This window comes from Levilactobacillus hammesii DSM 16381 (assembly GCF_001434395.1).
Lineage (GTDB): Bacteria > Bacillota > Bacilli > Lactobacillales > Lactobacillaceae > Levilactobacillus > Levilactobacillus hammesii.
The window spans coordinates 76,733-98,364 of sequence record NZ_AZFS01000064.1; the positions used below are offsets into that span (position 1 = coordinate 76,733).

Annotated in this window: 18 protein-coding genes; 12 read left to right on the plus strand and 6 right to left on the minus strand. The window is 50.5% G+C overall.

The genetic code is table 11. The features are described from left to right. Positions 1-185: 185 nt before the first annotated feature. From FD28_RS10765 to FD28_RS10775, 3 genes are read left to right on the plus strand one after another with little or no spacing between them, the layout of a single operon-like run. Positions 186-1,388, plus strand: a complete 1,203-nt coding sequence (locus FD28_RS10765; protein ID WP_057735053.1) for an NAD(P) transhydrogenase subunit alpha — start codon at positions 186-188, stop codon at positions 1,386-1,388. Between the two features lie 2 nt (positions 1,389-1,390). Further along, positions 1,391-1,705: an NAD(P) transhydrogenase subunit alpha part 2 gene (locus FD28_RS10770; protein ID WP_057735054.1), complete on the plus strand. Its 315-nt coding sequence runs from the start codon at positions 1,391-1,393 to the stop codon at positions 1,703-1,705. Then, entirely contained in the window at positions 1,702-3,120 is a 1,419-nt protein-coding gene (locus tag FD28_RS10775) for an NAD(P)(+) transhydrogenase (Re/Si-specific) subunit beta (RefSeq protein ID WP_057735055.1), read from the plus strand. Before FD28_RS10770 ends, FD28_RS10775 begins: the two co-directional genes overlap by 4 nt. A gap of 290 nt (positions 3,121-3,410) precedes the next feature. Here the strand turns inward: FD28_RS10775 and FD28_RS10780 are convergent, their stop codons facing one another. Beyond that, positions 3,411-6,311 carry a KxYKxGKxW signal peptide domain-containing protein gene (locus FD28_RS10780; RefSeq protein WP_057735056.1) on the minus strand — a complete coding sequence of 967 codons (2,901 nt, stop codon included), beginning with the start codon at positions 6,309-6,311 and terminating at the stop codon, positions 3,411-3,413. Between the two features lie 464 nt (positions 6,312-6,775). Between FD28_RS10780 and FD28_RS10785 the strand changes: the two genes are divergently transcribed. The 3 genes from FD28_RS10785 to FD28_RS10795 all read left to right on the plus strand — a co-directional run bounded on the left by FD28_RS10785 (position 6,776) and on the right by FD28_RS10795 (position 9,653). Beyond that, positions 6,776-7,132, plus strand: coding sequence for a VOC family protein (locus FD28_RS10785; RefSeq protein WP_057735057.1), 357 nt, complete (start codon positions 6,776-6,778; stop codon positions 7,130-7,132). 177 nt (positions 7,133-7,309) lie between these two features. Further along, the gene (locus tag FD28_RS10790; RefSeq protein WP_057735058.1) at positions 7,310-7,855 is read left to right on the plus strand and encodes a MarR family winged helix-turn-helix transcriptional regulator; all 546 of its coding nucleotides are present in this window, start codon (positions 7,310-7,312) and stop codon (positions 7,853-7,855) included. A gap of 28 nt (positions 7,856-7,883) precedes the next feature. Further along, the gene (locus FD28_RS10795) at positions 7,884-9,653 is read left to right on the plus strand and encodes an ABC transporter ATP-binding protein (protein ID WP_057735059.1); all 1,770 of its coding nucleotides are present in this window, start codon (positions 7,884-7,886) and stop codon (positions 9,651-9,653) included. 133 nt (positions 9,654-9,786) lie between these two features. Here the strand turns inward: FD28_RS10795 and FD28_RS13550 are convergent, their stop codons facing one another. The 3 genes from FD28_RS13550 to FD28_RS10810 all read right to left on the minus strand — a co-directional run bounded on the left by FD28_RS13550 (position 9,787) and on the right by FD28_RS10810 (position 13,223). Beyond that, complete coding sequence (locus FD28_RS13550; RefSeq protein WP_057735060.1) at positions 9,787-11,532, minus strand: phosphatase PAP2 family protein; 1,746 nt, start codon at positions 11,530-11,532, stop codon at positions 9,787-9,789. A gap of 278 nt (positions 11,533-11,810) precedes the next feature. Next, positions 11,811-12,125 (minus strand): winged helix-turn-helix transcriptional regulator, encoded by a 315-nt coding sequence (locus FD28_RS10805; RefSeq protein ID WP_057735061.1) that lies wholly within the window; start codon positions 12,123-12,125, stop codon positions 11,811-11,813. A gap of 21 nt (positions 12,126-12,146) precedes the next feature. Beyond that, the gene (locus tag FD28_RS10810; RefSeq protein WP_057735062.1) at positions 12,147-13,223 is read right to left on the minus strand and encodes a helix-turn-helix domain-containing protein; all 1,077 of its coding nucleotides are present in this window, start codon (positions 13,221-13,223) and stop codon (positions 12,147-12,149) included. Positions 13,224-13,379: 156 nt separating this feature from the next. On the opposite strand from FD28_RS10810, the gene FD28_RS10815 reads away from it, so the two are divergent. From FD28_RS10815 to FD28_RS10830, 4 genes are all read left to right on the plus strand, one after another. Further along, a complete protein-coding gene (locus FD28_RS10815; RefSeq protein WP_057735063.1) occupies positions 13,380-14,033 on the plus strand; it encodes a nitroreductase in 654 nt (217 codons plus the stop codon). A gap of 12 nt (positions 14,034-14,045) precedes the next feature. Continuing rightward, positions 14,046-14,669 carry an SDR family oxidoreductase gene (locus FD28_RS10820; protein WP_057735064.1) on the plus strand — a complete coding sequence of 208 codons (624 nt, stop codon included), beginning with the start codon at positions 14,046-14,048 and terminating at the stop codon, positions 14,667-14,669. A gap of 135 nt (positions 14,670-14,804) precedes the next feature. Then, complete coding sequence (pcp, locus tag FD28_RS10825; RefSeq protein WP_057735065.1) at positions 14,805-15,452, plus strand: pyroglutamyl-peptidase I; 648 nt, start codon at positions 14,805-14,807, stop codon at positions 15,450-15,452. A gap of 96 nt (positions 15,453-15,548) precedes the next feature. Then, positions 15,549-16,199, plus strand: coding sequence for an MIP/aquaporin family protein (locus FD28_RS10830; RefSeq protein ID WP_057735066.1), 651 nt, complete (start codon positions 15,549-15,551; stop codon positions 16,197-16,199). Positions 16,200-16,742: 543 nt separating this feature from the next. Here the strand turns inward: FD28_RS10830 and FD28_RS10835 are convergent. Together FD28_RS10835 and FD28_RS10840 are read right to left on the minus strand one after the other, a co-directional pair. Continuing rightward, on the minus strand, positions 16,743-17,123 hold the full coding sequence (locus FD28_RS10835; RefSeq protein WP_338034539.1) for an iron chaperone: 381 nt from the start codon (positions 17,121-17,123) through the stop codon (positions 16,743-16,745). A gap of 252 nt (positions 17,124-17,375) precedes the next feature. Next, complete coding sequence (locus FD28_RS10840; RefSeq protein ID WP_057735068.1) at positions 17,376-18,221, minus strand: alpha/beta hydrolase; 846 nt, start codon at positions 18,219-18,221, stop codon at positions 17,376-17,378. Between the two features lie 302 nt (positions 18,222-18,523). Between FD28_RS10840 and allW the strand changes: the two genes are divergently transcribed. Continuing rightward, entirely contained in the window at positions 18,524-20,029 is a 1,506-nt protein-coding gene (allW, locus tag FD28_RS10845; RefSeq protein ID WP_057735069.1) for an allantoin permease, read from the plus strand. Positions 20,030-20,031: 2 nt separating this feature from the next. After that, on the plus strand, positions 20,032-21,420 hold the full coding sequence (gene allB / locus FD28_RS10850; RefSeq protein WP_057735070.1) for an allantoinase AllB: 1,389 nt from the start codon (positions 20,032-20,034) through the stop codon (positions 21,418-21,420). Positions 21,421-21,632 lie beyond the last annotated feature (212 nt).

The window sequence follows — 21,632 nt, forward strand, 5'->3', positions numbered from 1 at the left end:
GATTCGAAATCCAAGTTCCCATTTGGAAAAATATTTTGTGATTTAATCGGGACTTGGAAGCACTTACTGCCGTGTGGCACAAAGAATTGTTGCTTGTGCACAAATGACGCTGAAAGCATTGTTTTGTGACCTAAAATGCTTTATAGTTAACTTGTGAACAGCTTATCAAAAAGGGGATGTGTTGAATGGCAATTACCATTTCGGTTTTAAAAGAAGCTACTGGTGAAAACCGGGTAGCATTGTCACCGGACGTCGTACGTAAGCTCGTCAAGAATGACTACCAGGTACTGATTGAACAAGGTGCTGGGGAACGGTCCTTCTATCGGGATGCAGTTTATACTGATGCCGGCGCCAAAGTCGTTGACCGCTCAGAGGCGATTACGCAGGCAACTGTTATCGCCACAATTGCGCAACCGGATGATGCCGCTATTGATCAGATGAAGGCGGGACAAACACTCATCGGGTTGTTAGCACCATTGACGGACACAGAATTTGTGAAGAAGTTGGCCGCTAAGAAGATCAACGCTCTGGCGTTTGAGCTCTTACCACGGACGGTTTCACGGGCACAAACAATGGATGTCTTGAGTTCTCAAGCCAGTGTTGCTGGTTACAAGGTTGGCCTGATGGCCGCGGATCATTTCTCACGGTATTTCCCAATGATGATCACCGCCGCCGGGACCGCCAAGCCAGCTAAAGTCTTGGTCTTAGGGACCGGGGTTGCCGGACTACAAGCCATTGGTACCGCCAAGCGGTTAGGGGCTATGGTTTCCGGTTATGATATTCGGCCAGCTTCCCGTGGTGAAGTAGAATCCTTAGGGGCAACGTTCCTAACGACTTCCGTTTCAGCCACTGGTGAAGGGGGCTACGCTCGGCAATTGACCGAGGAAGAAACCGCTCAGCAACAAGCAGAATTGGAAGGATTCATCGCCCAAAACAACGTGATCATTACGACCGCGCAAGTACCTGGTCGGCGGCCACCACTCCTGGTTACCCAAAAGTCCGTGGACGAAGCCAAGACAGGAACCTTATTTATGGATTTAGCCGCCAGTGACTTAGGCGGGAACGTGGCTGGGTCAAAGCCGGGTGAAACGGTGACGACACCAAATGGTGCTGAAATCGTGGGTGCCGGTGATATGGCCAGTCAATTACCAGCCTCCGCTTCGGATATGTACGCCAAGAACGTGCAGGCCGTTTTGAACGACCTCAACAAAGATGGCAAATTAGTCTTCGATATTGATGATGAAGTGGTCGGTGAATTACTGGCAACCTATGACGGTGAGATTATTAGTAACCGACTGCGGTCTGTCATGGAACTGCCGGAACGTCAACCAGCAGAACCGGAAGAACCTGAAACGCCGGCTGAAGACGACGCGAAAGGAGCTGATTAGTGATGAGTGAGGAACTATTTACGAATCTCGCAATCTTTGTCCTGAGTTTATTGGTTGGTTTTGAAGTTATGAGTAAAATCCCAGCCACACTGCAAACCCCTATGATGTCCGGGGCCAACGCCATTCATGGTGTTGTTGTCGTCGGGGCGTTCGTCATTGCAGCGGAAGCCAACAATTGGGTGTTCTACACGTTAGCGTTCTTTGGCGCTGTGTTTGCGGCGATCAACGTGGCGGGTGGTTATACCGTTACCGATCGGATGTTAGGGATGTTTGACCGTAAGCCAAAAGCAAAGTCAGAGGGGGATGATTCTAAATGAGTACCCTACAAACGATTGCCTCTTTAATTTACTTAATTTCCGCGGTGTGCTACGTCTTGGGTGTGCACATGATGCGTTCGCCAAAGACCGCTCGTAAAGGGAATGGACTCTCCGCCATCGGTATGTTTATGGCCGTTATTATGATTATTATCGAAGTCGTGGCCGATGGTAAGATTACTGCTACTGGTTGGATTGTCCTCATCGCCGGCTTAGCAGTCGGAATCGCATATGGGGTCGTCAAAGCACGTAAGGTGCCAATGACCGACGTCCCACAATTGGTCAGTCTGTTCAACGCCGTGGGTGGTGGTGCTGCCGCCGTTATCGGGATCTTCGATTACCTGTTGAAGGGTGACGGGGTCGCCTTAAGCCTCGCGTTCTCCATTCCTGTGTTCCTTGATGTGATCATTGGGGGGATTACCTTCTCCGGATCATTGATTGCGACTGGAAAATTGTCTGGGAAAGTACCTGGGAAACCGATTACCTTCCCTGGTGCCAAAATAGTTAACATTATCGTGGTCTTAGGGATGCTGGTCGCTGCCTGGTTCATGCTGGCAACGCCAACCAACATCTGGTTCGTGGTTCTAGGTCTGGTAATGGCCTTGATCTTCGGGCTACTGATGACCTTACCAATTGGTGGGGCCGACATGCCGGTTGTCGTTTCACTCTTGAACGCCTTCACCGGTTTGGCCGTTGCCTTTGCCGGGTTCGTTATCAATAACCAAGTCTTGATTATCGCCGGTGCCTTAGTTGGGGCTGCCGGGACGATCCTGACGCTGCAAATGGCCGAAGCCATGAACCGTTCCGTTGCCAATATCTTAGCCGGTGGCTTTGGGACTGGTGACAGTGACAGTGGTGGTGCTGGTCCAGATGTACCCGTTGATGTTAAGGAAACCTCTGCCGATGATATCGGGTTGCAACTGGCCTACGCTCAGAACGTCATGATCGTTCCTGGGTATGGGTTAGCCGCAGCGCAAGCGCAACATGAAGTTGCCGAATTGGCCACTGTTTTGACGGAAAAGGGCATCAACGTTAACTACGCCATTCACCCGGTTGCCGGGCGGATGCCAGGACACATGAACGTGCTGCTGGCCGATGTTAACGTGCCTTATGACCAGATGAAGCAGTTGGATGATGCCAACCCAATGTTTGAAAGTACCGATGTTTCCTTGGTTATCGGGGCGAACGATGTTACCAACCCACTGGCTCGTGAAAGTGGGAATGAAATTTCTGGGATGCCTATCCTGGATGTTGATAAATCGAAGTCCGTCGTCGTCATCAAGCGGTCAATGAGTACTGGGTACGCTGGTATCCAAAACCCACTGTTCTCGCTGGATAACACGCAGATGTTCTTCTCCGATGCTAAGGTTGGGCTGCAAGATATTGTGGCTGCAACGAAGCAGTACTTGGAAGACTAGTCTTAAAAAGATGTAACAGAAAGGTTCGCGAAACGTGCCACTTGGCGGGGCGTTAGCGAACCTTTTTTGGTGCCGGGAAACGATGATAACTGACAGGGAAGCTTGTGACTTTCCTAGGAGAATCCGGCATGATATCGAACTGTGAATGAGTCGTTAACCAGAAGTATACGGGAGTGAAATGAGCAAAGCAAGGACAACTGAAACAGTCCAGAATACGTCAAAAAGGTTCATGATCTGCGCCATGAGTGGCGTTGGTCATGAACCTTTTTGCGGATAATTGTTTGAGTGTCTTAGTCCTGCTTACGACGGAATCCGAGGAGACCGAGGAAGGCAAGCAGGCTCAGTCCCACCAGACTTGTCCAGGATGGGTGAGCATCGCTGGTTTGGGGGAGGGTCAGGGATGTTGCCGCGTTTGCCGCGCCATGATTGCCATTACGGTTCCCGTAACCGTTGCTGTCTCCATAGCCGTTGCTTTCAGATGAGAACCCGGTGGATGGGGCTTGTCCTTGTCCCCAAGCCGTGTCCCCGCCTTGGCGGTAGCGATAGCCGGTGGTTGTAGCCGTCTTTTTGAAGTGTTCCTTGGTGCTAATCGTTTTTACAATAACGTAACCAGGTTTTGCCGTACGACAGATTGGTGGCTGAACGTCAATGATAGCAGGCGTCACCTTGGCGGGCTTGGAGATCGTGGGTGTCGTTTTACCGGGGACGGTGGTGGGTTCAGTTGTTGTGGGCGTAGTGTCCGGCGTCGTGGTGCCCGAAGGCGTTGCCGCCGTGATGGTGACAATGGATGTGGCCGTCACAGCTTGCCCATTGGTGTCGGTATACGTGTAAGTGACGGTATAAATGCCAGGAACTTGCGGATTAACCCCGTTGCTGGCACTTACTGGGTCGGCGGCCGTCTTCTGGTAGGCGTACGTTACCTTGATCGTGCCATCGGCAAGGGCCTTAGCCAATGCCGTAGCGTCAGTCACGGGATCGGCGGCTGTGCCATCTGGTCGGGTGTCCGTGTAGCTGGTGAGGTTGGCTGCAGGATCCCAGGTCGTTGCGGTAGACGCTGATGATTTGAAAGTGGGGGTTACGGAGATTGAACTGTAGTTTGGTAAGACGGTGATGGTTGCTGGAACCACGGTTTGATTGCCCTGAGCATCCGTGTAGGCGTAGTAGACCGTGTAGGTGCCGGCCTTCGCTGTATTGACTAGGCTACTGGGATCACTAGTTGTGACGGGTGTGCCGTCCGCAGTGGTCATGGTAATGCCGTTCCCAACGGAAATGGTACCACCGTTTTCATCTGAGGCTTTGGTTAAATTGTCTTTGGGGGTCCAACGATTGGCAGCGCCAGCAACTAGGGTGGAGGGTTTAGTGGATAAGTCCGTCTGGAGAGCACTCACGTAAACCGTGTAGTTTTGACCCGTAGCGATAAAAGTAGTCGGATCATCGGAACTTTTCAGGTCAGCGATCGTAGGATTGTAAACGGCTGTGGTTGGGAGAGCAGAAAAAGTATCTGGATCTAGTGAGAAATGATAGCCAGTGCTTGTGTAGCCGGTATTTTTAGAGATTTCGGTAAGTGGGCTATAGGGGGTACCAGTGGCTCCACTAATTGTAAATTTAGTGGTCTTATTGGTATCCTTATTAATCACATTGTAGGTGTCTTTGGCCTGAACATTCACATAGGTCAATGTACTGGACCAATTGGTAAGGACATAGTTAGTTTTACCTTTAGGGATAGTTGCAGTTGCATAGCCAATTGTGCCGACAAGATAGTTGTCTGGGTAAGGGTTATCTGGATCTGAACTGAAGTCTTGCCAAGGAAGGGCGGCGTAATGAAACGGATCTGTTAAAGCGGTGTCTGATTGACCATAAAACAAAATATCGTTTTGTACGGCCAGGTTTAGTCGATCAGCGGTACTTAACGGTGTTATGGCTGTATTTTGACTGGTAGCGTTGCTGTCAAAGCTCTTAACCGTATCCGCATTAATGGTTACTGATTTTATCCCGGATCTTGCGGAAGGTGTGGTGATAAGTAAATGAAGTTTAGTACCATCGGGCTTACTTTGAGAAGCAATTACGGCACCGTCATTTGGTCGGAAATAAAAGACTTCACGACCGTCGTTAGTACTTGCAAGCTGGTAAACGTCTAAGCTTGTCAGATTGCTGATGTTTCCATCTGCATTTAAACCTATACAGAATTGTTTAGCTGATGTTTGAAGGTCAGATAGATTTGCGGTAACGCCGTTAGGCAGAATAATGTAAAATCCCCAGAGTTGTTGATCTCCAGTAACGGTGCGGATGGGGGATCTACCATCATAGTTGGTTGTACTGTAGGGTTGAACAGTGACACTGGCAGTTGCGCCATAGAGCGCATAACTGGTAGCACCATCAACGGTGACTCGGAAATTTCCAATGTTAGGCGTGTAGTTCAATGTAGGCGCTACTGGCGAAACTGTTGTGGTTGGTGTTGCGTCGGTTGTGACAGCGTTTGAAGCGTCAGCATCGAGCAGTAAATCTTCGGCTATAAATGGTTGTGACGCATTTTGAGCTTCTTTGACATCTGAGAGTAAAGACTCTGAGATGTTGGGCGTGTCAAGATTTCTAAGGGGTGAATCATCAGGCGCGTATTTTTCATCAAGGTTCAGGTCAGTATTATCCTTATCTTGACTGCCGATCACTTTTTGATTGTCTGGTTGGCTGTCGCTTTTTGAAGGGGCAGTGGAATTAGATGAAGTCAAAGCGTCGTTAGCATCACTGGAGCTGCCATCATGAGAATTAGCATCCTTAGAATTGTCATCATTAGAACTACCATCATTAAGGCCACTATCATTGGAGTTGGCAGCGTTGTCCTTATCCGAATCAGATGACGTGTTCCCATTTGGATTAGTCACGTTAGTAGCAGCGTCATTAGCGCCAGTGTTAGATGAATCGCTATCTTTGTTATTGAGTGAGGAAGGCGTCGTATTCCCTGAAGTCAACGTAGCGGAACTAGATGGCGCCGCCGGTTGATTGGATGACTCGGAAGCGGCTTCATTCGCGGACACAGTCGCCGCATGAACCGGCATCGTGCCAACCAAAGTCAATCCCGTTAACAAAGATACCGTGGTCAGTCCGCTCACGAGCCAGAGTTTCCCTGACTTGTAAAGCTTGAATCTGACCTTGGTGGTGCCGCTTAACCGTTGCTGATATTGTTTTCTAGACATCTCAATTCCCCCATTGCTCAATTTGCGAATGGCCACTGATTTGAAATTTTGTCGAATATCTATGTAAGTCGCTCTGAAAGATTGGCAAAACGCGTGGTCGTCTACTGCCCCTAGTGACAGTCTTTAACACCCTTCGTTACTTTTATAGTACCACTAAGTCTCTGGTAAATATATTAGTTAATTCAATAAAATAGTTTTATTAGAATTGATTTCGTGTATGAGCGTAACCAGTGACGGTATTAACCAAAATGAGCGCGTAAAAAAAGCCCCCATCAAATCCTAGATGAGGGCACCAGTTGATCCATAGGTTGCATCTGGAATGTACAGAGCAACTGGACAGGCGTGGCCTGCATTACCTAGTGTACGCGATATTTCAGAGAATAGCCAGTTAAATTTAGGATTGGCGGCAAATTCTTTTCGTGATAGGATGGGCGTAACCAAATAAATGAATGAGGTGACGGGCCATGCAAAAGATGCGAACGATGTTGTATGTGGATGATGTGGAACAGATTGTGGATTTCTGGCAGGAGAAACTAGCTGCTCAGGTGGTCGAGGTGAACGCGCTACCTGATGGTTCAGAAAATATTGTGGTCACGGTAGCGCCGAACGTGGAATTGTCCTTCTTTGCGAAGTCATTTATCCGGCAATATTCGCCAGAGGTGTTGGGGGATACGCCGTCCTTAATCTTCTATAGTGAAGACTTTGAAGCCCTGCATAAACGCCTCGCGACGGCCGGGGAAATCGTCGTTAATAACGGGACGCGGACGTTTAACTTCCGTGATCCTGAGGGAAATTACTTTGTGATTGGCGAAGCTAAATAACGTGATTGAACGGGTGATGCTGATTCGGCATCACCTTTTTTGTCGCGAAATCCCTTGGTATGCCTGGGATTAGCTGAGGTGTCGTAAAATAACGTTAGTTTTTAGTTAGTTTTAGTTTACAAAAGCTAACTATCATGCTAATATAATCAGCATCAAGAAAACGAGGAGGAAATTTAAATGACGGACAGTAGTCGTGATTTATTAAAGAGTTTTGGCAAACTGCTCCAGAACCGGGCCTTTCTAATGGCCGTGGGGCGGCAAGCGGGGATGGGTGGTCATGGCGATGGCGGCCCTCGAGGTGGCAATCGCGGTCAGGGAAAGCTAATGAAGGTGTTGGCTCAAACGCCCAATGGTTTAACCAACGCCGAAATTGCCGAAATCCTGGATATTCGGCCCAGTTCCGTAAGTGCCACGATCAGCCGGCTGGTTGATGCGGGTTTTGTGGAACGGATTCCCAGCACAACTGACAAGCGCGCCGTGATTGTACGATTAAGCGACAAGGGCCGGGAGCTCTTCGCCCAGTACGATGAACGCATTGACACGACCGCCGATGAGCTATTTGGCGGGCTAACCCCTGACGAACAGGCGCAACTCGATCACCTGTTGACTAAGCTCTCCCATCAGATTGGTGACTTGGACTGGGGCGACTTCATGGGACACATGCACGGTTGGCCTCACCCCGGGATGGGTGGCCGAGACATGGGGCAGCGTCCTCACTTTTAAATTTTAGAAATACCGGAGGCAAAGAGAGATGGAACGAAGAATTGCAGCGCCACGGACCGCCAAGCAACGGCCATCTGGCAAGTTTGATGTTAAAGGCTTTTTACACTTGATTCGACAGACTAAGCCGAAGTATTGGCAGCTCTGGATTGGCTTGTTTCTGGGATTAATTGCCACGGGAGCGCAATTGGCCGTTCCGAAGCTGGCTCAAGCGTTGATTAACGGCTTGGGCCACGCGATGAATCGCCCCTTATTGATTGGTGTCGTGATTTTATTTGTGGTGAGTGCGGTCGTGAGTGCCTTTTCCGGGGCGCTGCTGGGGTTCTTTGGTGAGAACGTCGTGGCGCGGTTACGGGAAACGCTCTGGCAGAAATTGGTGCGGCTCCGCGTCAGCTACTTTGATAACGTGAAGACCGGTGAAATGACGTCACGGTTGGTCAACGATACCATGCAGATCAAGAATCTACTGGCCAATTCATGTCCACAGATGGTCACGTCGTTACTACAACTGGTCGGGGCGCTGGTCATCATGCTACTGATGGACTGGCGAATGACGGCCATTATGTTTATCGCCGTGCCACTGGTGATGCTGGTCATGTTCCCCATCATGCGGCAGTCGAGCAAGATTGGGCACCAACGGCAAGACGCCATGGCAACGTTCAGCGGCGAAACGGACGAGACGCTGAGTGAGATTCGGTTGGTCAAGTCCTCTAACGCCGAAGGTTACGAAACGAAAACCGGAACGCAACAGATTCAAGACCTCTACCACATTGGGCTCCGGGAGGCCATTTACGATGCCATTGCGAGCCCGATCATGACGGCTAGTATGCTGGCAGTCTTCGTCGGCGTGTTGGCCTACGCGGCGGTCCGGGTATCCGAGGGCACGATGAACATGGGAACGCTGTTTTCCTTCATGATGTACCTGTTCCAAATCATTGGCCCCGCGGGGACTTTGGCGCGGTTCTTTACGGACCTGTCAAAGGCCAACGGTTCAACGGAACGGGTTCGGGACCTCTTAAATGAGCCAGAAGAAGCCTTAGACACTGGAATGGCGCAATCCGTTAGCCACGCAACGCTGGCTATGGAACACGTCGATTTTGCCTACGAGGACGATGGGCAACCCGTTTTACGTGATGTGAATTTCGAGGCGAAACCCAACACGGTGGTAGCCTTTGCCGGGCCTTCCGGTGGTGGGAAATCCACGATCTTTGGACTGATCGAACGGTACTATTCCCCTACACACGGTCGAGTGACGATTGGTGGGGCTGACGTTCAAGACTTCAATCTCAGTGATTGGCGGTCGCAAATCGGCTACGTGAGCCAGGATTCCGCTATTATGGCGGGGACGATTCGCCACAATCTGACTTATGGGGCGGATCGCACGTATACTGACGAAGAATTGTGGCACGTTCTACAGCTGGCTTCCGCCGATGGTTTTGTTCGGAAGATGGCGGATGGTCTCGACACCCAAGTGGGGGAGCGCGGAGTCAAAGTCAGTGGGGGCCAACGCCAACGGCTGGCGATTGCCCGCGCCTTCCTGCGGGACCCCAAGATCTTGCTACTGGATGAGGCCACGGCAAGCCTGGATTCCGAATCGGAAGCCATGGTGCAACAGGCTTTGAGTGAACTGATGAAGGGCCGGACCACATTAATCATTGCTCACCGGTTGAGCACGATTGTTGACGCCGACAATATCTACTTCATTGAGGATGGCCATGTCAGTGGTCACGGGACACACCATGAGCTGATGGACAGTCTGCCACTGTACCGGGATTACGTGAAGATTCAGTTCAAGGATTAGTCAGAGTGGATAAATAGCAAATGAAACGGCGTCTCCGAGTTAACGGAGACGCTGTTTTTGCGCGCATTAAAGTTATAAAAGGGGATCGAACCGCAATCGATTCGATCCCCCAATAAATGTGCGGCGGTTGTCGCTATTTTGCCAACTTAACCGCGTGTTGTGTGTAGGTTACGTGCCAGCCCTTAGGTAAGCCTTGGACGTGCTTGAACTTCCCAGTGTGCTTCTTGTAGGTGATCAGCTTGGCGCCTTTCTTTAAGTCACCCTTGGTTAATTTCAGCGTACCGTTTAGCTTAGCGGTCTTCTTGATGGTCAGGTGACCGGCACGGCTCAGGGTTAATTGAGCCTTCTTGCCTTGTTGGAACTGACCGCGGACGGTTACCTTAGTGGCTGCAAGTTTCAGGTTACCCTTGGTCAGGTTAACCGTTCCGGTCCCTAAAGCGGCGGTGTTCGCAACTTGTAAGGTCCCACCTTGCAGAACCGTGCCACCGGAGAAGGTATTGGCCCCGCTCAGGGTCAGTTGACCAGTCCCGGCCTTGGTCAATTTACCCGTCCCGCTGATAGCGTTCTTCCAGGTATCTTTGGCGTTGAAGGTGCCTTTCTTGGCATTCATGTTGACCTTGACGTTGTTTAAGAAGGCCCCGTAACCATTGGCGGCGGAGAAGAGATCTAAGCGACCCCAACCTTCGGCGTCATCCATCACGGGATAGCCTGAAGGCATGCCCGTGGTCAAAAGGACGGCGCGACGCTGGGTAGCATTGAGGTAAGGCAGACGGGTCTTCAACAAGACTTCGGCGCCCTTGGGAACGCGCATGGCTTGGTGCGTATCGCCAGATTGCTCAAAGCCGTAAGTCATCCGGTAACGGTAATCTTCGCGATTCTTTTCGTAATCTGAGAAGTCGTCAGAGGCATTGGTGTCCTTACTGCCAAGCAGTGCGACGGATTGTGCCGATTGGTAAGCATCCTTCATCAAAGTCTGGTTGTTTGAGTCGGAGAGCGTTGCGGCGGTAATTGCGGTTCCGACCAGACGTCCGCCCATCACTGCGAGTGGGGTATGACGACCGGCAATGACACGATCAAAACCAACTTCTGACCCACGTGTGGCGAGTTCTTGGAAACGTTGGGGGAAGGCATAAGCTAAAGAAAGGCTCGTTTCAAAGCCACCGGTCGTATGACCACTAGGGAAATCGTAAGAATCCTTAGCCGCGTCTGCCATAGAATTGACGAGTGCAGGCAGAGGTTTGACCGTATCGCTCACCCGATAAGGCCGCACAAAATCGAAGTAGTGTTTTACCGCGTTGGTTCCAGAAAAGGGTGAATCCTTGGTCAGGTTCATTAGTTGAACGACAGGACCTAGTTGCGATTCAGGTGAGGCCCAGGTCACTTTCTTTGATTTGTAATGATGTGGGAGAGGCTGATCGGGCATGCTTGAGATGGCCGTCTTAGCGTCGGCATTCTTAATGAATGCTGGTGCGTAGGGGCCAAGTGCACGAATGGTGGCATACTGCCGATTTTGTTGGTCGGTTAAAAAGGAGCGGGTTGAATCTGATGGTGTTCTATTCTGTGTGATTTCGGCGGTCTTTTGGAGATTCAAGTTGAGAATATCTTTATCTACAGCTTTGCCAGCTGACCAATAGTTAGAAAAGCCGTCAACGAGGCCGATAACCGGGTTGGTCGTAGGTGTTTTAAAATCATCGGTGTTGTGTTGATATGTATCGACAAAGTAACCATAGTTTGCCTTGTGTGGTTTCAATAGTGCGGCCACATCGGGCTTAGCCTTAGCGCTCGCAGTGGTAACGTTGGTGACCATGGGAAGGGTGACCGCGACCAGGGAGAGCATGGCTGCCGCACGTCGCGTCCAAATGTGTTGTCTAGTTTTCATGAAAATACCTACCTTTCAAAAGTGAGGGTTCGTTTTCATTTCTATTGCAAAACTAGCATAGCTAATTTGGACATCACTGTCAGCGGGCTTAATCAAACCCTTACAAGAAATATGCCAAATCGATACACGATGGCTGATTTAAAATAATGCTGTTATGAGCGCCCTTATAGTATTGCGCTTTCATGAGAATGGCAATAAAGCAGCTTAAGCCACAACTCAAAAATCGACTTTTCCAGAAGCTCAAAAGTTCTGAAAAAGTCGATTTTTCTGCCATCTTATTAGATCGCTAGCTGGTTTTCTAACGTCTCATTACCCCAATCTTCCAATTCTCGGAGAATCCGGTGGAACATCTCGCCGGTAGCAGTCAATCGGTAGCTGTAGTCGTCTTCGGGAAGCGTTTCGACGAGCCCCCACTCGATGAGGTGGTTCAGCCGAAGCAACAGGTTAAAGGTGGAGATGCCACGGACCGTGACCCGCAGATCCATAAAGTCCGTTGGTGCCGGTGCGAGTTGGTACAAGACTAAGGCGTACCACCGTTGATGGAGAATTTCCAGTCCCAGTTCACTGCCTAGATTTAATTGTGTGAGCGCCATGTCGCATTGATCCTTTCGTGATTAGAGTTGTAAGAAATTAAAGAGCCGATAGCTCAGGCGAAGGCCAAAAGTTTTGTCAGGATCCTCGAAGTTGATTTCGATTAGGTCCTGGATCTTCTGGAGGCGTTTCGTCAGGCTATTGCGGTGTAAATGAAGCTGATTGGCCGTGAGACTGATTTTGCAGTCGTTCTCCAGAAATTCGAAGAGCGTTTTAAACAGTTCGCTGTGGTGTTGCCGGTCGTATTTCTGGAGAAATAACAGCTGTGAACACATGGTATTCTTTAGGAGAGACGCGTTGTCCACTTGCGACAAAATCACGTAGATATTGTATTTTTGCGTCGAATTAACCACGGTCAACGTCCCCAACTGTTGGGCGAGCTTGGCCGCCTGGTCACAGATGTCCCGGAAAGCAGCCGTCTTGCTAACATCCTCATAGGCTTCCGAGATGAAAAAGTAGTGATTGAAGAGCGTCCCTAGACTTTTAAATTGCGGTCGGAGCCGGGATAAGTCCGCTTCGTTTACCAGAAAGATGAGCCGTTGTTGATCCTCGGTTAAGGGAAGGGGCGCGATCAGATCGCGCAGCTGCTGGATAAAGGCGGTCTGATTAGTGGCACCCGCCCGTGGTGTGGCCGTGACGCAGACAATTTTCTCATCAAGCAAGGGTTGCAACAGGGTGGTATCGGTCTGCTCGGGCTGGGTCAGAAGTTTTCCCAGGAGGCTGTTCACCTCGCTTTGATTGGGATTAAGGGCGTAGCGGTCAATGAAGCTATTGATGACGCGAATGGCCAATTGAATCTGATCGCGTGCAACGGGGTAACCCTTGGATTGTGAACTGAAGAGGTACCACGTGTTGAGAGCCATGGGATTGATAATCGTGCGAATAAATTCCTGTTGACCCTGCCGGTAGCGTGGCGCGTTAGTCGTGGGATCAAGCCAATCCATCGGAATCTGTGCGAGCGGGGACTGACCACTGCTGATGATGTGACCGGACTGGTCGGCTAAGATCAAGGCTTGGTCAAGGTAGGCCGCAATCAGGGCCGTTAGCTCGTCAATAGTGGTGCATTGAATGGATTTTAAGAGCAAATCATCCCGATTCATGAAGATCTTCCTCCTTGATGTGCATATTGCACACTGAATTTTGAAAACGGTGGGCAACATCCACCTTGTGGGTAATGGATGGCTAATGGTATAGTCATGTCACGTTGAAAGCATCATATCATTTAGTGGGCAAGTTGTCTATGAGGAGGTTACCATATGGATTTCAAGACAGTAATTGAACGTCGGCATTCCTACCGGCGTTTTACGGATCAGCAGATTGACCGAGCAACGCTAGAAGCGCTGGTTACTGATGCCAAGCAGGCGCCGTCCTGGGCCAATGCGCAACCGTGGCAGGTGGTAATCGCCACGGGCGAGACCCTCGCTCAGATCAAGGCGGGTCATCGTGATCGTAGCCGGCGTGGTGTTGCCGGCAACGCGGACTTAACGGTCGCACATCGGACGGCGTGGACCGCAGCGAGTCGGCAGAATATGGCGACATGGAACCGCGAGATGAGCCAGCATTTGTTAGCGAATGATGCGCAGGCCAGCTACGGGCAAACGCAGGATGATCTGTTCAATGCCGCGGCACTGGTCTACCTGGTCCTACGCGAACCGGTTAATGAATGGGCCGTGTTTGATCTGGGGGCTTTCTCACAAACCCTGATGTTGAGTGCCAGCAATCATGGGATTCAGTCGATTCCGGCGTATGAAGTGGTCCGGTATCCGGATGCCTTACGTGATGTCTTTGACTTGGACCAGACACATCGCTTTATTATGGGAATTGCTCTGGGTTATCGGGATCAGGCGGCTATTAATGATTTTCGGTCCAGTCGGGTGGCCAATCAGCAGTTTTTGACGATCAAGGATTAGGAGGTGTCGATTATGAAGCTATTTATTGTCGGGGCAACGGGACGAGTGGGTCAGCTTCTAGTGAAGCAATTACGTCAAGCGGGTCACGAGGTTTTTGCAGGGACGCGTCAGCCGCAAGCTGGGGATGACCACGCCATCTTCTTTGACCTGCACGATCAGCCGGCAACCTTGGCCAAGGTGTTGACCGGTGTCGATGCCGTGTATTTTGTGGCGGGTTCCCGCGGCAAAGATCTCTTACAAACGGATTTAAACGGTGCGGTTAACGTCATGAAGGCGACCGAACTAGCGGGTGTGAAACGCTACATTCAGTTAAGTTCGGCGTATGATTTGCAACCTGAGCGCTGGTCCGAGGGTTACCTTAAGGGCCTCACGGATTACAACATTGCTAAATATTTCGCCGATCATTGGCTCATTCACCAGACAATCCTCGATTACACGATTCTCCAACCAGGCGTCCTGACCGAAGCCCCCGCAACCGGTCGGGTCAGTCTGGATACGGCAACGTTAGGCGAGAACCCAATCGCGGATGTGGCGACTGTTCTGGCCGCCCTGATTGACGCCCCGCAGACGGTGGGTAAAGTGGTCATGATGAAAAGTGGTCAGACGCCGATTGCGACGGTTCTGGCGGCGATTTAGACTTAACGAATAGATAGAAAAACAACGACGGCCAAACACCACCTGCAAGCGCTACGGGTGGTGTTTGGCTTTTTGGCTGTGACGACCGGAATGGACGGGTATAATAGGCGTTAAATGAAACGATGAGGTGGGACTATGAAGATTTTAGTAACGGGCTTCGATCCCTTTGGTGGGGCCACGACGAATCCAGCAATTGAAGCAGTCAGGCGACTACCAGACGAAATTGCGGGAGCCACAATCATAAAACTAGAGGTGCCCACGGTGTTTGACCGGTGTGCCGATGTGGTGCGCCAGGCAATTCTTACCGATCAGCCCGATGTGGTATTGAGCATTGGCCAAGCCGGTGGTCGTGCGGCTCTGACCCCGGAACGGATCGCGATTAACCTAAATGATGGTCGGATTCCGGATAATGCCGGGCAACAACCTATCGATCAGTCCATTCAAGAAGCGGGGGCTGCTGCCTATTTCACACAGTTACCCGTTAAGGCGATGGCGCGGGCCATTCGCGCGGTGGGATTGCCCAGTCAGGTATCCACCACGGCGGGGACCTACGTCTGCAATCACCTGATGTATCAGGTACAGTACCTACGGGCAACGGCATTTCCCACGTTGCGGGCGGGATTCATGCACATTCCGTTCTTGCCGAGTCAGGTCACAGCGCAGTCCAATCAGCCCTCGCTGTCGTTGGCCGATGATGTTCGGGGGATTACGGCGGCTATTGGCGCCATCGTGGCCCGGGACGGTCGTGGTGATGTGCCCACGATTGAAGACTCACTTAATTAGGTGGGGTGTTAAGTAATTAGCATATTGGCGGCACTCACTTATTATTTATATTATAATAGGCGTGGTTAACAGGAGAATCGGATTGGAGGAATTGTGATGCAAAAATATACTGCAGAATTTTTGGGCACCTTTATGCTGGTGTTCCTAGGAACTGGGGCGGTGACGGTCGCTGCCGGCAGTACCCTAACGATAGGTCTGGCCTTTGGGCTGGCGATTACGGTGTCAGCTTACGCCTTTGGCGGGATCTCGGGTGGTCACTTTAACCCAGCCGTCACCACGGCGATGTTGATTAACCGCCGGATTTCCGGACGGGATGCCCTTTGGTACATCGTGGCCCAGGTCTTGGGGGCAACGGTCGCTTCAGCTTTTATGAAATTATTCGTGAGTGGTCTGGGCTTGGCAACCAATCAGTTGGGGCAAACGGACTTCCCTAAGATTTCCGTGGGCCTGGCTTTCTTGGTTGAAGCCCTCGTGACCTTCTTATTCCTATTGGTTATTCTAAACGTGACCAGCGATCGGCACGGTAACGGTGACTTTGCCGGCGTGACGATTGGGGTAACCCTGGCATTCCTGATCATTGTGGCCTTGAACCTGACTGGTGGCTCTTTGAATCCAGCACGGTCATTTGGGCCCGCTGTGTTCGCTGGGGGCAGTGCCTTGTCACACCTCTGGCTCTACATCGTGGCACCAGAAGTCGGCGCTATTCTAGCCGCCTTTGTGGGTCGACTGATGGGCAGTGAAGACTAAACTTTTTTTACGAAAGGTTGAAAGATGAAATGTCTGCCTCGTTTCAGTATTGGTAAGCATTCGTGTGGTTAAGTTAGTCCAAATTGGGCGCACTCCGGCTGCCAGGAATTCCGCCTGCTGTGGGGACGCTTCAGCCTGGAAGGCCACCAGTCTTCTCGCTCGCTTTGGAGCCACGAAGAACACGTGTCTCCAAAGTCGCCCGTGGTGTAAACTGGCTAAAAAAACGCCAGTTAACACCACCTTCACGGCTGGCTCCATCCCTGGCCTCCTCCGGCGCTGATTGTGTTTTATCACGAAAATGGCTGTGAGTGATAACTACCGACATTTGGGAGCCCAACTGATAACGACTGCTGTAGTCATGATCACAGTCAGCTAAGAGCACCATATCTGCCGACCGGTAAGGCGAAGGGACCATCAGGTTGCCTAGTTTTGGGCTCACTGCTGTTGCTAGAACAGGTATAGTTGGTACTTTGATATTTTCAGTTCTTAGTCTTTTTACACAAAAATGAGTGGCCTACTGAGGTCACTCATTTTTGTACGCTATTATTTTTGAATTTCAGCGAGTTTGAACAAGACCATCTTCGCAATCAATTCGGCGGGGAGGGGCTTGTTGTAGTCAAACTGAACGGCGCCCTTGGAATACTTGTAGCGGCCTTCTAGGTCATCTTCGAAGTGCGCAATGGGCGTATTGGTGGGATAGAAACCCAAGTGATTCTTCATGGGCGCAAAGTATACGATATCTTTCTTCTGATGAAAGGCGGGCATGCCGTAACTCAGGGTTTCCGTGGCATCCGGTAACAGGGGCTTTAGAATTTGGTACATGGCAGTGAGCTGGGGCTGTTGCTTTGCATCGGCTTCTTCGATATAATCTGTAATGACGGTTATGAAAGCGCCTCCTAAATTGATGATGGTTCTTGGCTTGATCGTACCATAGTTGGGTGATGTCCGTTTGAGTAAAACGTTTTACATAGAAATGAAAAAGAAGTCATTTTTCATGGGAACCTTTACGGCTATATGGCACGCTGTCCACAGTGAAGATGATTGGCTGGCTAAACGTCATCATCAGTCGGAATCTTTGACTGCCGCAGACGGTAGCCGAGTCATAACGTCGCCAAAAAAGCCCAGCAACGAATCACTGGGCACTATCGTTTAGATATAAGTCAGTCGAGGTCGGGGCTAAGCCGTGGCGCGCACGCCAACCGGAATCGCCGTAATAAAGGCAACAATCTGGTCGTAAATGGCCAGGTTAGCCGGCGTGACTTCCCGGTCGAAATCGTGCTCGCGTTGCTGAATGGGGATGAGCTCGGCATCCGGCAGGTATTTAACGGCGTACTCGGACGTGGCAAATGGTACATCGGGATCGGCCGTGCTGTGAATGAGCAGTGTCCGTGGCAACCGTCCGAGTTCTTCCGGGGTCAGTGAGAACCTGTCGGCGTCACGCATGCTGGGGAGAAATTGGCTGAGCCAGGTTCCAAATTGCCGCCCCGAAACGTAGAGGGGATACCGGTCTTTCATCTCCCCCGCAACCAGCGGCTGGCGCTGAACCAGGGCCTGGGCGTTCATGGGGAGAACCTTCGGGAAGTTGTCGTAAAAGCCAGCGGGCATCCGGAATTCTGGGTAGTCCAAACCGGAATAGCCATAGAGATCCACGAAGCCATCCGCTTCAAAGCCGTCCCGAAGGAGCAGGTAGCAGAGATAGGAACCGGCCGATCGTCCCATGAGAATGGTACGGGAGGTGAGCAGGCCGTTGTCCACAATGACCTGTAGGGTGGCTCGTAAGGTCGGGAGAATGACGTCGAGCTTGACTTCCGGCGCCAGCAAGTAATCAATTGTAAACAGTTGAATGCCGGCAGAAGTAAAACGTTCGATGTAATCCAGGGGAAGATCGTCACGCTGACCGAATTCCAGACCGCCGCCGTGCAGGTAAAGCACGGTCGCGGATGCCTTGGTATCGGGCGCGTAGATGGTTGCATTGAGCGTGACGTCATGGTAGGTGTTTAGGGGGATCTGTGTTGTTTTCATGTTTACCCGCACTCCTTCTATAAATGTAATCGGTTACATTGTACCAAATATTCAGCCGGTAAGGTGACAAATGAAAATGTTTTTCTGGTCAATTTGAACAATGCTCCCCGAAAAGAAACCGCTTACAATGGGTGGTGATAAATCGTTAAGACCTAATTGGCAAGCAGTCTTGCTTGTACCTGATCAGCATCCTTACCCGTTCGCGCGAACGTTAGTCACTGAGGACTTTGGGGCAAAACCATTTATCGAGACTATTCTGCAACGAAGGTGGTTAAAGATTACATTCGTAAGGGGTTTTGAAGGTGAAAACGAACGAGTATGAAGTAACTGAGCAGAAAATTGCAACGTTCAAAGAGCGCGGCTACAACGATGACTTACTCCCTAAGACCGGAGACAAACGTAACATGGGCATCGGTAACTTCTTTACCTTATGGATGGGGTCCATCCATAACATTCCTAATTACGCGGCCGTTGGTGGCTTCCTGTTCTTAGGCTTATCACCGCTTAACGTCATGATCGCCATATTCCTGAGTGCATTCTTCGTCTCCGCATTCATGGCCGTTAATGGTATCGTCGGATCCAAATACGGCATTCCCTTCGCTATGCACCTTCGTTCGGCCTACGGCAACCTCGGTGCAAAGCTACCAGGATTCCTGCGTGGCTGTGTCGCGGCGATTGCCTGGTTTGGGTTACAGACGTATACAGGTTCTCTAGCTTTACTGATTATGATCGGTAAGATTTGGCCGGGTTTCCTCGAAATCGGGGGCTCGACCAAGATTCTGGGAATCAGTATTCCGGGTTTGATCTCATTCACCATCTTCTGGGCGTTAAACGTCCTGATTGGATTTGGTGGCGGTAGTATTCTAAATAAATTTACCGCGATTTTAAGCCCACTGATTTATGTCGTATTTGGTGGCATGGCCATCTGGGCTATCTGGGGCGCCGGTGGGTTAGGACCAATCCTGGCTTACCACGTCAATGCGACGTCTCATGCCAACCCGCTTCTGGTTTACTTTATCATTTTCAACTCTGTCATTGCCGTTTGGGCAGCACCTGGGACCAGTATCGCGGACTTTACGCAAAATGCCAAGTCCACGAAGGCCCAGGCCATTGGCCAAACGTTAGGGTTATCGATCGGCTACCTGATCTTTGCCTTCACCAGTGTGGTGATTCTGATCGGGGGCTCCATTCATTACAACATCCAGGAATGGAACGTGTTGAATATTATTGAACGGTGGGATAGCCTGCCCGCAATCTTGATTTCGATGGCCGTCTTCTTATTGACCACGATCTCAACGAATGCGACCGGGAACATTATTCCAGCGGCTTATCAACTGACCGCCTTATTCCCTAAGAAGCTGAATTACAAGAGTGGTGTGATCATCGCTAGTATCATTAGTTTCCTGATCATGCCGTGGAAATTGATGGAGAATTCCGACAGTATCTTTATTTTCCTTAACGGGATTGGGGCTGTCTTAGGACCAGTTGCTGGGGTCATGATTGCCAACTACTTCTTCATTCATTACCGGCATGAAAATCTAGATACCCTGTATATGGATCTGAATACCGGGAATAAAGAGATTCGTTATCATGGCGTTAATAAAGAGGCCTACATTGCGACAATCTTAGCTCTCATATTGTCACTGAGTGGTCAATTTATTCCAGCCGTCAAAGTTATTTCTGATTTGTCATGGTTTGTTGGATTTATCTCTGCATTCCTGATTTACCTAGGGTTAAAGAAAATGGTGTCGAAAAAAGAACCGGCAACAGTTAACCAGAGTTTAAACCAAGACATAAAGGAGGAATAAACATGAGTCATGAATTAGTCATTAAAAACGGGTTAGTTATCCTTGAGGGTGGCGAGACCCACACTGATGTGGCTGTCGATAACGGCAAGATTACAGCTATTGGGGAAAACCTAACAGGTAGTAAGATTATCGATGCCAAGGGCTTAGTTGTTAGCCCTGGGATGGTTGATGCCCACGTACATATTACCCCAATGGGTGGTGGGTACCGGGATCAATGGGAAGGCTATGTTACTGGAACGGCTTCGTGTGCTAAAGGTGGGGTAACTTCCTTTATGGAAATGCCTTTGAACCAAGTACCAGCCACAGTAGATGGCAAGACCCTTGAAGAAAAGTATTCACACAAAGATGAATTAAAAGTGGATGTCGGGTCCTTTGGTGGGTTAGTCCCATCCAACTTAAAGGGCGGCATTCAAGAATTAGATGAAGGCGGCGTTGCGGGTTACAAGTGTTTCTTAGCAACCTGTGGGGACCGGTCAATCGATGGTGACTTTGAAAACGTCGATGATTACTCCTTATACGAAGGTATGAAGCAGATCGCCAAGACGGGTAAGGTCTTAGCCATTCACGCCGAAGACGCAGCCATTACCGATCGCTTGGGCGAAATCGCCAAGGCAGAAGGCAAGACGACATTGGCAGACTACGTAGACACCCGTCCAGCCTTCACCGAAGTTATGGCCATCAAGAAGGCCATCTTCATGGCTAAGCAAACGGGCTGCCGGATTCACATTTGCCACGTGGCTTGCCAAGAAGGGGTCGATGCAGTGATCCAAGGGCGCGCTGAAGGTGTCGACGTAACCTGTGAAACCTGTGTTCACTACCTCTACTTTGCGAAGGACGAGCTGGATGCCATTGGTGCTATCGTTAAGTGTTCACCACCAATCCGTGAACAAGCCCAACAAGACGCTCTCTGGAAGCGCGTTGAATCAGGGGCAATTAGCTTTGTAACCTCCGACCACTCACCATGTACCCCAGATTTGAAGGATACCGACAATGCCTTCGATGCATGGGGCGGGATTCCTGGCGTTCAAAACGATGTTGACGTGATGTACGATGAAGCCGTTCAAAAGCGCGGCATGTCATTGACGCAATTCGCCAAGATTACGGCTTCGAACCCAGCTGACCGTTACAACTTGGATGACAAGGGCCGGATCAGCGTTGGTAAGGATGCCGACTTCGTTCTGATCAAGCCAAATGCCCCATACACCTTGAAGGCAGAAGACTTGGAATACCGGAACCAAATCAGTCCTTACATTGGCCGTGAAATTGGGGCGCAAGTGATGCAAACCATCTTACGTGGTCAAACGATCTACAGTAAGGAAGCCGGCGTAACGTCAAGCTTCCCTGGCCAGTTTATCGAAAAGGCAAGCAAGAAGACGCCTGCTACGGTTTAAACTGAACCTAATCTAGTGATTTATTCGCTAGCAAACGACTTGTTTTCGATGCGATCGAAACAGGTCGTTTTGTTTTGTCGTTTACGGTGCTGGTGCTGGTCGCCTTACCTCCACCTGCGGCTGCCAACGATTCCGGCTGCTATGGGGACCGCCTGCGGCCTGAGAGGCGGTCCTCCGACTCGGTTTGAAGCCTGACCAAAAGCGCCAGTCTC